This is a genomic window from Prevotella sp. HJM029, assembly GCF_000599605.1.
GTDB lineage: Bacteria > Bacteroidota > Bacteroidia > Bacteroidales > Bacteroidaceae > Prevotella.
The window spans coordinates 10,155-23,563 of sequence record NZ_KK082664.1 but is presented as its reverse complement, the minus strand read 5'-3'; the positions used below and the strand labels follow the sequence as shown (position 1 = coordinate 23,563).

At 39.8% G+C, this 13,409-nt stretch carries 11 protein-coding genes; 1 reads left to right on the top strand and 10 read right to left on the bottom strand.

Annotated elements, in window-relative coordinates:
• The 6 genes from X919_RS0108180 to X919_RS0108155 form a co-directional block, all read right to left on the bottom strand.
• Window positions 1–957 (bottom strand): methylenetetrahydrofolate reductase, encoded by a 957-nt coding sequence (locus X919_RS0108180; protein WP_028899693.1) that lies wholly within the window; start codon window positions 955–957, stop codon window positions 1–3.
• 239 nt (window positions 958–1,196) lie between these two features.
• Complete coding sequence (ald, locus tag X919_RS0108175; RefSeq protein ID WP_028899692.1) at window positions 1,197–2,303, bottom strand: alanine dehydrogenase; 1,107 nt, start codon at window positions 2,301–2,303, stop codon at window positions 1,197–1,199.
• Window positions 2,304–2,564: 261 nt separating this feature from the next.
• Entirely contained in the window at window positions 2,565–3,041 is a 477-nt protein-coding gene (locus X919_RS0108165; RefSeq protein ID WP_028899691.1) for a porin family protein, read from the bottom strand.
• 411 nt (window positions 3,042–3,452) lie between these two features.
• Complete coding sequence (locus tag X919_RS0108160; protein WP_028899690.1) at window positions 3,453–4,100, bottom strand: CPBP family intramembrane glutamic endopeptidase; 648 nt, start codon at window positions 4,098–4,100, stop codon at window positions 3,453–3,455.
• An 87-nt stretch (window positions 4,101–4,187) separates the two neighbouring features.
• Window positions 4,188–4,367, bottom strand: a complete 180-nt coding sequence (locus X919_RS16605) for a hypothetical protein (protein WP_155949703.1) — start codon at window positions 4,365–4,367, stop codon at window positions 4,188–4,190.
• A 418-nt stretch (window positions 4,368–4,785) separates the two neighbouring features.
• Window positions 4,786–5,448 carry an ABC transporter ATP-binding protein gene (locus X919_RS0108155; RefSeq protein ID WP_253270119.1) on the bottom strand — a complete coding sequence of 221 codons (663 nt, stop codon included), beginning with the start codon at window positions 5,446–5,448 and terminating at the stop codon, window positions 4,786–4,788.
• Between the two features lie 1,549 nt (window positions 5,449–6,997).
• On the opposite strand from X919_RS0108155, the gene hcp reads away from it, so the two are divergent.
• A complete protein-coding gene (hcp, locus tag X919_RS0108145) occupies window positions 6,998–8,650 on the top strand; it encodes a hydroxylamine reductase (RefSeq protein WP_028899687.1) in 1,653 nt (550 codons plus the stop codon).
• Between the two features lie 107 nt (window positions 8,651–8,757).
• On the opposite strand, the gene trxA is transcribed toward hcp, so the two are convergent.
• From trxA to X919_RS15140, 4 genes are all read right to left on the bottom strand, one after another.
• Window positions 8,758–9,246 (bottom strand): thioredoxin, encoded by a 489-nt coding sequence (gene trxA, locus X919_RS0108140; protein WP_028899686.1) that lies wholly within the window; start codon window positions 9,244–9,246, stop codon window positions 8,758–8,760.
• A gap of 481 nt (window positions 9,247–9,727) precedes the next feature.
• A complete protein-coding gene (locus tag X919_RS0108135; protein WP_028899685.1) occupies window positions 9,728–11,614 on the bottom strand; it encodes an AAA family ATPase in 1,887 nt (628 codons plus the stop codon).
• Complete coding sequence (locus X919_RS0108130) at window positions 11,595–12,326, bottom strand: hypothetical protein (protein WP_028899684.1); 732 nt, start codon at window positions 12,324–12,326, stop codon at window positions 11,595–11,597. The genes X919_RS0108135 and X919_RS0108130 overlap by 20 nt, the downstream gene beginning before the upstream one ends.
• Window positions 12,327–12,433: 107 nt before the next feature.
• Window positions 12,434–13,409 (bottom strand): relaxase/mobilization nuclease domain-containing protein (locus X919_RS15140; RefSeq protein ID WP_253270118.1); only part of this gene is annotated, 976 nt, incomplete at its 5' end.

The following is a 13,409-nucleotide window of genomic DNA, read 5'->3' as shown; positions in this document are numbered from 1 at the left end:
TTATACAAGTTGTTTTGCGATTTCGTACACACTCTCTACCGCCGAAACCGTGTAGAAATGAATATTGGGAACACCTGCTGCATAGAGTTCTTTACATTGTTCCACCCCCCAAGCGATGCCCAACTGCTTAGCATCTTCATCGGTCTTGCATTTCAACACCTCATGTGCTAAGACTTCAGGCAGGTCACAATGGAAGGTTTTCGGTACAACCGTGAGCTGAGAAAGACGTGCAAAGGGCTTAATACCAGGAATGATAGGGAGGGTAATTCCTTGTGCACGCGCCTGCTCTACAAAAGCAAAAAACTTGCTATTGTCATAAAAAAGCTGGGTAACAGCATATTGAGCACCCGCCTCTTGCTTGGCTTTCAGATACTGAAGATCAAGCGCTATGTTGGGGGCTTCATCATGCTTTTCGGGATAAGCCGCTACACCATAAGCGAAAGGATGCCCCGGATGCTTCATCGATGTGCCGTCAAGAAACTGTCCATTGTTGAAGCGATTGACTTGCGAAATAAGTTCGGTGGTGTGGCAATATCCACCGGGAACGGGGGTAAACACACGGTCATCTTTAGCCTTATCCCCCCGAAGCAGCAAGAGATTTTCAATGTCTAAGAACTGCAAATCGAGCAATTCATATTCTATTTGCTCCGCCGTTGCCCCACTACAAATGACATGTGGAACAACAGGCAGTTGGTATTTATTTTGAATAGCAGCAGCAATGGCTATCGTCCCAGGGCGACGACGCACACGATTACGCTCAAATTGCCCATTTTCTAACGCACGATAAACATATTCACTGTGATGGGTTGTGATGTTTACATAAAGTGGATGGAGCGTATTCAAACGATCAATGGTGGCAAAAAGATTTGCCGTCCCATAACCTTTCAAGGGCGGAAGCACCTCAAAAGAAAAGTTATTGTGACCTTTATGCTGTTGAATGATGTCAATTACGTTCATACTTGCGATGCAATAGTGCTGCAAACTCCCATGCACAAGCCTACACTTTTGCGCATAAGCCCTAATAAAAAGCTTATTGATGACTGAGAGCTTTGCGCTACAAAGTTACGAAAAAAAAGGGAATATCCCGATATAATCCCGCATTTAGCATGAGAAAAGGCTATGCGTTTGCACAACACATAGCCTCTAATTACTTTACTTCGTCGCCTCAAAGGCTCACCCATGGGGCTTCAATAGCCTCAAAATGTAACGGCTTCATAAGGCAGGTTGAAGACATCGGCCACCGCTTTAAACGTCACTTTGCCCTCTACAATATTCAAACCTTGATAGAGTGCCGCATCCGTCTGGCACGCTTTGCGCCATCCTTTATCGGCCAATGCCACCACATAACGCAAGGTAGCGTTGGTTAAAGCAATGGTAGATGTGTGAGGAACGGCGCCGGGAATGTTGGCTACACAATAGTGAAGAATGCCGTCAACCATATACGTTGGTTCGGAATGGCTTGTGGGATGCGAGGTTTCAAAGCAGCCTCCTTGATCAATAGCCACATCAACCAACACCGATCCGGGCTGTAACAGCTTCAGCATGTCATGCGAAATGAGCTTCGGAGCCTTATCGCCCGGCACCAAAACGGAGCCGATGACAACATCGGTGTGGGGTAACTCGTGCTGAATATTATAGGCCGAAGAATAGAGCGTATGCACATTCTTGGGCAATGTGATGCTCAAATCGTGCAACCGTTGCAAATTAATGTCGGTGATAACCACTTCGCATCCCATACCCGAAGCCATGCGAGCGGCAGCCTCTCCCACGGTGCCTGCGCCTAAAACCAACACACGTGCAGGCGAAACGCCCGGCACACCGCTGATGAGTTTGCCATTGCCGCCTTTGGTTGTCTGCAAATAATAAGCCCCATTCAATGCGGCCATACGCCCCGCAACCTCACTCATCGGGATTAAAAGTGGCAAGGAGTGGTCGTCCTTTTGCACCGTCTCATAGGCAATGCAAACCGAACCACTGCGCAACATGGCTTCGGTGAGCTCACGTTCGCAGGCAAAATGAAAGTAAGTGAAGACCACTTGCCCCTGCCGTATGAGCGGATATTCCGCAGCAACCGGCTCTTTCACCTTCACAATCATGTCGGCAATGGCATACACATCTTCGATTGTTGGCAACACCTTCGCACCGGCTTTACGATAGCTTTCATCAGGGAAGCCACTCTTCTCACCTGCTGATTGCTGCACAAACACTTCATGACCACGAGCAGTAAGGTCATAAACACCAGCGGGAGTCATGCCCACTCTGCTCTCATTGTTTTTCAACTCTTTGGGAATACCAATTTTCATAGTTCATATTTTTTTAGTTATTGTTTATGGATTGATGATAATGCAACAAAGATAGCAAATTATTTCATTGCTTGTTACCCCACAAACTACTTTTTTTTTATAATATGAAAAATTGGGTCAACACATTCTTATAACCTAACAAATGCCAACGCTTCAGCACAAAAGTGAAAAGATTATCCACAAAAAACAGCACCAATAACTCATCAAAGAGTTACCAGTGCTGTGTACTTAAAAAAACTATCTATGCTTTTTTTAATCCGATTAAAAAACGTAAGCAATGCCTACACTCAACACCGCACGATCGTAATCGCTGGTAAATTGGTAGTAAGTCTCTGCATTAAGACGGAGGTTATCGGTAAGGTTATACTGCAAACCACCGCCAAGATTGAAACCAACTTGCGTCTTAGACGGCGAAGCCCAACCATCATAATCAAAATCATAACCCACAACAGAGAGGCCACCAAGAGGATAAAGCTTAAACTTATCGGTAATGGGGAAGAGATAATGCAGGTTAAAATTCACATCCCAACTCCAAACATAATCATTCTTGGGATAGAAATTCACAGTTGCTTCAGGACGAAAATGGTCGTTAATGTTATAGCGTGCAAATGCACCGATTCCGAAATGTGGTCTATCTGTACCATAATTCAACTTGCCACCAACTTCCCATGTCTTACTCTGTGCTGAAGCACCAAGACTCAAAAGAGCCAACACTGCTGTTACAAATAAATGTTTCATTGTTCTTATTATTTTGTTGTTATCACTCTATTGCTATTGCATTGTTTACACTATGCGTGACAGCCTATCTTAATTTATCTTATCCAATCCTATTGCCATTGATAACTCCACGTATACTATCATATTACTTTCTACAGTTTTATCACGACAATATCGCCGCAAAGGTAAGATATTTTAGCTGAAATAACGAGATTAACTACTTATTTTTTTTGCACACAAAAGAATGAATCACTTAAAAAATACTTAGCAACGGCACTATTTCATCATTACTATTACCTATATTCATAACACTCTTTTCCTGTGCTTTTAATGCTTGTAACAACAATTTTTCGACTGAATATCTATATAAAATCATTTCCAAATTCTATATATTTGATTAAGACTATCACCGCATGCACTTCCATACGGCCTCTAACCCTTTATATAAGGCGCAGTAACAGCAATTAAATTGGCTATACCATGCACAATGATACAATACCTTATGTCATTCGTTTTAAGATAAAACACACAAAGTACAGCGCCCATAATGAGCGTATCTATACGAAGATTGTCTTGACTGACATGCAACAAAAAGAACAAAACAGCACTAACCAACACAATAAAAATAGATTTGGCCTGCGCACGTTTCATCATCTCTACAACCCATTTCCTAAACAAAAGCTCTTCTGCTATAGGACCTAAAATGACCGTTACTGGAATATAAAGATAAAAATACATGTCCACATGGTGAAACACATTACCAACTTTAAACACATTTGCTGCAACACCCCACACGATACCAAGAGCTAAAGATAGCAATAAATGATTTAAATTAAAACGACTTGTGCTACCCCATAGGCTCAAATGCTCTCGCTTATTCTCTATGAACAATGCTATCAAAATAATGATTGAACCTAACAGGGTCGTCACCAATAGAGGGAAAAGCGTATCTGCATAGGTGTCAGATGATGCGAAATAAACTGTCGCAGGCATAATGATAAGCAGCATAGCCAGCATGGTAATCACAAAAAAGGCAAGCATCTTTCTTGCACACTGGATGGGCGTATAAGGAATATTCATTTGATAAATATTTTGTAAAGTTTAATCATTCGTTTCCTAAATGAATAGCATGCAAGACAAAAGCCTCGCATGCTATAAAAAGAAGTGTTAGAACATCTCGTAAATTGCTATGGCTAAATGCCCCAAAGTCTGAAAGACAGAGCCTCCACATCCAGCACGCATACATGATCTTGCCCAACGTTCTTGGCGTGCAGACATTCCACCTGAAATTGCTACCATTTCACTTTTTGAAAGACTTTGCATAAAAGTCACATCTTTTTTATTCATATTTTTCTTCGTTTTGTAGGCGTAAACATATTATTTGTATCAGTTTCCGGATTCCTCTACAAAAATAACATTCCCTAAGCCCACATACGGAAGGGGTGTAAGAGTGTTTCAATAAGTTGTCTTACTCCAACTCTTAAACTGCCCCCATATATCTCAGTCTCTTCACTATGAGAGAGAGGTGAGTAGGATACGCTTGCTACATTTTTCATTCTTAATGATTTATTAAATTTATAACTAAATTAATTTGTATTGGTTTCCGGATTCCTTTACGACTACAAAGTTAAAAACTCTCTGTGCACAAACATTGCATTAGAAGAAAAATCTCTAAAGAATACGTCGTTTTTTTTCGATTAATCGCTACACTCTACCAAAAGATACAAGTGGAGTTCGAAGCTATTTGATATACTACACCGAAATATCATGTGGTTAAATACAACTTAGCAAGTTCACGTTCAATTTCTTCGGACGAATATCCAGAATAATTAGCGACTATTTCTCCACGATGAATATAAAAAATATCATCACAAATGTCTATTAACGCAGGAATAATATGCGAAGATACAATAATACATTTTTTTTCTTTCTTCATCTTGATTATCCATTGTTTTAATAAAATTGACCCAACTAAGTCAAGTCCATTGAAAGGCTCGTCCATTATAACAATATCATTATCTTGAAGTAATAGTGCCATTATCATCAACTTTTTTTTCATTCCCAAGGAGTAATTACTTGCATATTTTTCTAAAGGCAGTGAAAATTTCTCGTTCACTTCTGAAATCCTTTGTTTATTAATAGGCAACTTCTTTGCTTTTAAGCAAAATTCAAGGTACTCCATACCTGTAACAAAAGAATAGAAAAAAGGAGTATCATTTAAATAACCCACTTTCAAAAAATTCTCAATACTTATATTTCCATGATAACTTTCCAAGCCCATCACACATCTAAACAACGTACTCTTACCTGCACCATTCTCACCCATAATGCCATACACTTTACCATTAGTGAACGTGCAACTGATTTCCTTTAAAACATATTTATTATCAAATTTCTTTGAAAGATAGTCTATTTTAATCATCATCATATCTTTTTAAAAAAGGAACTTACTTTGAAAGCTAACACACCAGTAATCAACGAAGATAAAATAGTGAAAACAGAAACCACAGTTGATAGCATAAAGATAAAAACCAGTACAAAATATACTATTAACATCAACAACTCATTTTTGCTGTAAATCAATCTGAGTAGACTCAATTGGAGAAAGAACAAAGCACTATTCAGATAGCAAAAAATACAAATTGTTAGTTGTCCCCATGTTGAATGAACGAAGAAAAGACATAATAGCATTGGTAACATAATAATCCCCCCATTCCCAAAAGCATATATGCCCTTTAATTGAAAGAAGTGTGTTAAGCTAACATAATTAAGTAGATACTGATCCACCACTTTTATACTCAGCAACATTCCTATAATGGATGTCACGGAAAAATTTGCAACCAAAACAAGATTTGCATTAGAGATATAAACACCTATAACAGATATAGCAACTATAACAAGATAAAATGGGAGGAATATTCTCCCCATACGTTGGTACTCATAGCTACCATAACATAAAAAGGGGAATGTTGGAATTTGTAAAGAGATAGGCCTCTTCGGTAATAAAGAGAGCAGAATACTTAATACTACCACGAGCATGCCCCATACCCACTGATGCTGCACTGCTAACATACCAACGAAAGGTAATGACAGAAAAAGATATTCTGTCATATAAAGGAGAACGAACTTCCTACCGAAATATGTTTGCAAAAAAGCTTTATCTGCACGCGAAAAATGCCACGTAAGCCCTATAGACAAATAGAGAAGTAACGTGTAATATCCTGGTGCTTCTCTTGTTATCAAAAGAAATAAAAATAATATTAATAACAATATTACAACAGAAAATATGCCTAATCTTCGAAAAAGCCGAAGCAATGACTTACATCGAGTAGAAAAATACAATTTCAACATTTCTCATTAGCTACAGGGTCTAACACTAATCGTGCATTATGGTTACCAACTATCTCTGCAAATTAAATTAAGGATAAAAGATAATGCCATTTAATACACCGCACATTTTCGATATCTTTCAGAATTTAACGATAATCCCTTCTATCTTTTTGTTTCTAAGAATTTAGTACATAAAAAATGTCTCTTATACACACAAAGATTTGGCTACAAACCTCATCTCGCAAACAAAGATACTATATTTCATCTAAAACAATCTTGATCATTAATCTATTTACGCTTGTTTGTTTTTTTAAAACACGACATAACATATCGTGTAGTTTATAACTATTTATAGATATTGCTGCTATAAGGAGAGAAAATACTTTTATTCATCCTAATAGCATAAACGTAAAGATTAAGAATGAGAGTTATCGTGTTAGTCTATCAACTACACCATTACAAAAACACCAAACAACTCAATACAGGCCACTATGAAGCATCAACGATTTTCCTTTTCCATAAGGTCCATCGCTTAAAGAATACATTTAACCCTCATTAACGCCTCTTATAGCACAAATGTTACCTTTTTGATTACAGCACAGGATTTACCTTTGCACGCAAATATTACAAAAACATTAAAGGATAATATGACAGAGAATCAAATGTTTTGTTTCCAATGTCAGGAAACAGCTAAGGGTACAGGATGCACCGTTCAGGGTGTTTGTGGCAAGAAAGCCGAAACCAATTTGTGGCAAGATTTGTTGCTCAGCGTCGTGCGTGGCGTAGGAACTATCGCCCATGAAATTGGGAAAGTGGACAACACCATATATAATAAGGTGGAGGATTTCATTCCCGACGCCTTGTTTTCAACCATCACCAACGCCAACTTTGACGATGCAGCCATCTTACAACGTGTAGATACGGGCTTATGGTTGAAGGCCGATTTGCTGAAAAAGGCCGAAGAACTCCACATCCAGTTACCGCAATGGAACGAAGTAACTTGGGGTGGTGAGAAAGCCGAATATGCCGAAGAAGGGAAGCGCGAGGGCGTGTTGCGCACCGAAAACGAAGACATTCGTTCGTTGAAAGAGCTCACCGTGCTGGGCTTAAAGGGCATGGCTGCCTATTATGAGCATGCAGCTCACTTGGGCAAACATCAAATAGAGATTATCGCTTTCATGTGTAAAGCGTCGCATCTTGTGACCAACCCCGACGCATCGGCCGACGAACTGTTGGCTTGTGTGATGGAAACAGGTAAGTTTGGTGTTGATGCTATGGCACTGCTTGATGCCGCAAACACCGGCGCCTATGGCAATCCCGAGCTCACAAAGGTAAACATTGGCGTGGGAAAAAATCCCGGTATCTTAATCAGTGGCCACGACTTGAAGGACATTGAGCAACTGCTTGAGCAAACAGAAGGTACGGGAGTGGACGTCTATACCCACGGAGAAATGCTGCCCGCACACTATTATCCGCAGCTCAAAAAATACAAACACCTCGTGGGTAACTATGGCAACGCATGGTGGAAGCAGAAAGAAGAGTTCGAAACCTTCAATGGTCCCATCGTGTTTACCACCAACTGCATTGTGCCTCCCACACCGAAAGCCTCTTATAAAGACCGCGTGTTTACCACCAACTCGGCGGGGTTCCCGGGCTGGAAGCATATTCAGGCCGATGCCAACGGACGCAAAGATTTCTCTGAAGTCATTGCTTTGGCTAAACAATGCAAGGCACCAACAGCCATCGAGCAAGGCGAAATCGTGGGTGGTTTTGCCCATGCACAGGTCTTTGCTTTAGCCGATCAGGTGGTAGAAGCCGTGAAATCGGGGGCCATTCGCAAGTTTGTGGTGATGAGTGGCTGCGATGGTCGCATGAAGAGCCGCAACTACTACGAAGAGTTTGCCGCACAACTTCCGAAGGATACCGTTATCCTTACGAGCGGATGTGCGAAGTTTAAATACAACAAACTCAACCTCGGCGACATCAATGGCATCCCTCGTGTACTCGACGCAGGGCAGTGCAACGATTCTTATTCATGGGCAGTTGTGGCTTTAAAGCTGAAAGAAATCTTCGGAGCCAACGACATTAACGACCTGCCTATCGCCTTCAACATTGCATGGTATGAGCAAAAAGCCGTCATCGTGTTGCTCGCTTTGCTCTATCTTGGCATCAAAAACATTCACATCGGGCCCACGCTTCCTGCGTTTGTTTCGCCGGGTGTATTGAAAGTTTTGGTTGAGAACTTCGGCTTAGGTGGCATCACCACGGTTGAAGAAGATTTGAAAACCATGGTTGGATAATTTGAAAATTCCCTCATCAAAAAATCGCATCGGGCATAATGCTCGATGCGATTTCGTTTTTGTATAATATGTAAAGGCTTGCCGTGCAGCACCAACGCTGCGCCCTTTTATTTCAATAAATGCGCCTTTATCTGCTCTTCAAACTGCTGTTTGTTCATTGCTCCCACTTGCATCTGGGGCTTTCCGTCTTTCGGAATGAACAGCAACGAAGGAATACTGCGTATGCCAAACAAGGCAGCCAATTCTTCTTCTTGATCAACATCCACCTTGTAGAAATCAATCTTCCCGGCATATTCCTTAGCCAACTCCTCTACAACGGGCGCGGTAGCCTTACAAGGTCCACACCAAGTGGCAAAGAAATCAATCACTACAGGACGCTCTCCTTGAAACACCCAATCATTAGGATGCTTCTCATAGTCCATAATATTCTGCTTAAATAATGCGGCTGTTAAATTCTGTACACCCATGTTCTTCTCCTTTTCTTGTTTAATATTCTGTTCTTGTTGCGCGGCTTTCGTTGGCTGCGACTTATTTTGCGCGCAGGCCATAAGCCCAAAAGAGGCTATTGTGAAAGCCCAAATCGTTACTCTTTTCATCTTATCTTACATTTAATATTGCTCCTTTCTTTGCATAATACTAAGTTTATGCTTGCAAAGATAGACTTTATTCCCATGTGCAACAAGTTTTTCATGGAAAAATAAATCTATGAAACCATAGACAGAACCCTATCAGCCCTTTACCGAAGCACCACTCCCTCTTGCCCCTACACACCATGAACAGGCACCACATACCACCGCACTTCTCAACTTCTTCCCTACTACTTTTCCATATCCTTCCGCTCCTTCACTACTCAAGATAATTATTAAAATGTATCTAATTGAAAATAAAGAAGTTACCTTATCGCATAAGCCAAACAGGTAACGATTTGGAAACGAGCGGGCTACTGGGCTTCGCTGTTTTCTGCCTAACAAAGAACGCTTATTATTCTGTTTGCAAAGATAATACTTTCTTGCCGAATAATGAGCATTATGATGAGAATAAATATAAAAAAAACATATAACTTAATATAGTATCATATCACTTCTGAATAGCATCTTCAAGACTTGGATAACCGCCAGAACCTCTATATACATAATTACAAAGTGTGTTGTAAATACTTTTTATGGTTTTTTCTCTTCCAACTACATATTGTGGCACATTAGAAGAGGTAATGTGAAGCAAAGGATTTGAAAAATAATCCATACCATTCAGTGTGTATTTCATCCACTCAGCACAAAAATAAAAGTGTACCTCCGCATCTATACCATCCTTAGTGAAATGGATAAAAAATTCATTTGAAAGCGTACAATCTGCATATTGGACTAGAAATGAAACCGATATTGTTCTCAGTTTTGAAATTTCATCAATAGCTTTTAGCAACTCACTCTTGTATATTGGAGTACGAGCATCGTGATGTGATAACGGATTGAGGATTCTCTCCCTATACATCTGTATATCTGGAGTAATATCAGGAATTCCTGTGTCTGAATAAAACTGATTGAGAGCACCCATCATGTTGGATAGTTGTTTAGGAGAAGTTTTTGGGAAAGGGGCTCTCTGAAATTCTACTGTAGCATTGAATGGTAGCAATCTTTTAAGCTGCTCTTCACATTCACGTCTTAATGCATTGGCAGACGCAGCATAGTCACGTTGCTCATAAAAAGCTTTTGCCCTATCAATTGCATTCTGATTATCAACAAGTAGATAGTCTGGTATATTGTCTATATCATCATTCAAACTGTATAATTCCTTGAACAACCAGCTGCTATCATGTTTCTGCTGTCTAATCTTTGACCTTAGAATATCGAAGAAGGTGTAATCATGCGTGAAAAGTAGTATCTGATAATTACTTTCATAACTCAAAATAATGTCCATTACTTCAAGTCTTGTAGACATATCTAGACTAATCAGCAAATCATCGAGGAATAGTGCAGAGGCACCATCATCCTCGGCACGGTGCATAATTTCAACAACTGCAAAACGCATCGCAATGGCAAGGCAAGTAAGTTTTGCCTCATTGAAAAAGGAGCGAGGATGTAATATGTCATTATGTCCAACAATATGGTTATGGCTGAATTCTGCCTTAACCTTTATTTTGGGAGGTAATATTTTTTTGTTATATAATACTCCTGGCCCCATCTGGACATCTGTAATCCTTGCATTCTCATAGTCCATCTGAAGTCTTGCATTCAATTTGAAGCTATTAGAAATCATCTGATTGGCCTTAGTTTCAATTAGGGTCACATTATTCTTTATCTGTCTGTTAAATTCTTTCAGCAGTCTGGAATAACGTATGTATTCATCAGAAGTCTTCAAAATATAATGTGGATTAGAACCTCTCTTTAGATTCTGAAGGTTATTATTTAAATACTTCCACCAGTAGTCAGCTGTCATTACAGATGATTGTGTACCATCATAGTGAATGAGTTTCATGGATGGTTGTAAAATTAGAGCTGGGAAAATATCACTGACGAAAATATTGAAGATCTCGGGCTGCTTGCTATTTTTAAAATCGAAGATGGCAGAAAGAAACTTGTAGTTCATGAAGGTACTAGATCCTGCAGTAATGCTCATAAAAGGGTCTGTAGAAGTATTACACCTGACATTTGAGTCTTCATAAGACTTTCTACGACCGTCATCTTCAGATATAAATTCTAAATCAATACCAGACCTCTGAGTATCAGGTAAGAATTTGTTACGAAGATTTTCCGTGTTATCTGCTACAAAATATTTCTGTGCATCATCTATTGTTGGTCTTTTATAACAACTCTGAAACAAGGTATAGATAGCCCAATAGAGAGAACTCTTTCCACTACCATTCTCTCCATACAGAAGCAAATTCTTACCTTCAATATCCATCTTGAAAGGGCGATGGAAAAACTTGAAGTTTTCTATCTTTATGCTATTAATCTTCCACTTTGTCATGGTCATGGATTTTGTTCGCAAAAGACATCAAATTAGTAAACAGAATACGCACTTTACGTACATCGTTCATAACTTCAGTTTTATTATCAAGAAGGGCATCGAATATAGTATTGACACCATTTTCTTTTATTTGGCTTTTATCCAAAAGAGCTTTCCAAGAATTAAATAAATTCAAGTTGACCCCCATTTCTTTTAGAGAAGGTTGCATAATCTGAGCAATGCTTAGAGAATCACGGACATCTGTAAACATACTCAACCGAAGCTGAAAATACTTGTCGTTTATATGCTTAGAAATATTCATCGACATATCTGAAACTATTAAGGCACTGTAACCGTAAACTCTTTGAGTATCTTGGTCTTCTTTTCTAAATTCAAAGTTCAATAATTGTGTTTTTGTCAGTTTTTTTTTGAATTTCATTTTGTCCTTGCTGAAGAACAAGGCAACATATCCAGCTATACTACCAATTTCAAACATCAAATAATCATAACTCACTTTTTTCTGATAATCAGGATTAAGTCCCACATAAAGCCCATCGTCATCTCTCATTTTATTGGTAATAATCTGCGAGTTTGTTAGGAATTTTTCACAATCTATAGGAACAAAGATAAAAGGAGCCCTATTATCCATGTCCATCAAACTCCACTTCTGCTCAACTTGAGAGCGGTTGTAGACAAAGCCGATATCACCAATACGAAGCCTATCTTCAGACATCTATCATTATAAATGTTTAATAGATTGCAAAGATACTGTTTTTTATCAAGAAATTGCAAATAAACTCGGATTTCTGCGTAATATGATGTATTCTTTATTGCTGCGAGTTACATTCTCCTCCCTCGCTTCTTTCTGTTGGCTTGGTTTCTGAGTTTGCGCTGCCACGCTGTTTCTGCATAGTCATTGTCCTGTGCGGTTGGTGTAATCAAATCGCCTAACCCTTCCACAACTTCATCGGCTGCGCTAACGATGGTGTCTGCCACTGCACCAATGGAGTTCTGCACTTGTGGCGTATTATTGTCTCGTGAGATTGAGGAACGGCTCTTTGGTACAAGCTCATAACCTGTATCAGGCAGTTCGTTCTTTTCTCTTGATTTTTGTACTGTTTGATGTAATTTCCTTGATTCTTCCCTGTTGGTTGGTTCAAAGCTTTTCTGCAAGGAACGGTAGCCGAACTCCCTGCCGATTTCGGAAGCTTTGAGTGATAGTCCTCCGTATGAGAACTTCAAGCCATATACCTTGCCCTGCTTATTCTTCATACACTCTATGGCAATGTTGTTCTTATTCAATTCGTAGAGGAACATGGAATGCCCAGTAATACCCATACCTTTGTACTTGTCAAGCAGGGAATAACAGATTTGTTGCACCACTTTCTTTGCTTGCTCTCTCGTCTGGCTGACTTTTGCCTTTTGGTATTTCCTTTCCGCCTTAATCTCCCTTGCGATGGTCAAGCCTTTCTCTCTGCTTATTTCCTCTGCCACTCTCGCTGCCCTATTGCTCACAAAGGTGGTATCATAGACTTCTCCATAAAGGCTGATACGGTTGGCAATGATGTGAATGTGTCTATTATCAGTGTCCTTGTGCGTTATCGCCACCCATTGGTGGTTGTCAAGTCCCATTCGCTTGGCAAACAAATGAACTATCCACATAAGCTCGGATACAGGCAGTTTTTTCTCGTCCTGCGGTGCGATGCCTATTTCGATACGGAGGAACTTATTCCTGCACCGTGTGTTGTAATCGCTGACCATCTTCATTTCTTCGTAGATAGCCTTTGGATCTCTGCTGCAAAGATTGTGGAAGGCA

Excerpts from the sequence above, each read along its gene's own strand:
- X919_RS0108130 (WP_028899684.1), bottom strand. The coding sequence starts at position 12,326 with ATGTCTGAAGATAGGCTTCGTATTGGTGATATCGGCTTTGTCTACAAC.
- hcp (WP_028899687.1), top strand. The coding sequence starts at position 6,998 with ATGACAGAGAATCAAATGTTTTGTTTCCAATGTCAGGAAACAGCTAAG.
- X919_RS0108135 (WP_028899685.1), bottom strand. The coding sequence starts at position 11,614 with ATGACAAAGTGGAAGATTAATAGCATAAAGATAGAAAACTTCAAGTTT.
- ald (WP_028899692.1), bottom strand. The coding sequence starts at position 2,303 with ATGAAAATTGGTATTCCCAAAGAGTTGAAAAACAATGAGAGCAGAGTG.
- X919_RS0108155 (WP_253270119.1), bottom strand. The coding sequence starts at position 5,448 with ATGATGATGATTAAAATAGACTATCTTTCAAAGAAATTTGATAATAAA.
- trxA (WP_028899686.1), bottom strand. The coding sequence starts at position 9,246 with ATGAAAAGAGTAACGATTTGGGCTTTCACAATAGCCTCTTTTGGGCTT.
- X919_RS0108160 (WP_028899690.1), bottom strand. The coding sequence starts at position 4,100 with ATGAATATTCCTTATACGCCCATCCAGTGTGCAAGAAAGATGCTTGCC.
- X919_RS0108180 (WP_028899693.1), bottom strand. The coding sequence starts at position 957 with ATGAACGTAATTGACATCATTCAACAGCATAAAGGTCACAATAACTTT.
- X919_RS16605 (WP_155949703.1), bottom strand. The coding sequence starts at position 4,367 with ATGAATAAAAAAGATGTGACTTTTATGCAAAGTCTTTCAAAAAGTGAA.
- X919_RS0108165 (WP_028899691.1), bottom strand. The coding sequence starts at position 3,041 with ATGAAACATTTATTTGTAACAGCAGTGTTGGCTCTTTTGAGTCTTGGT.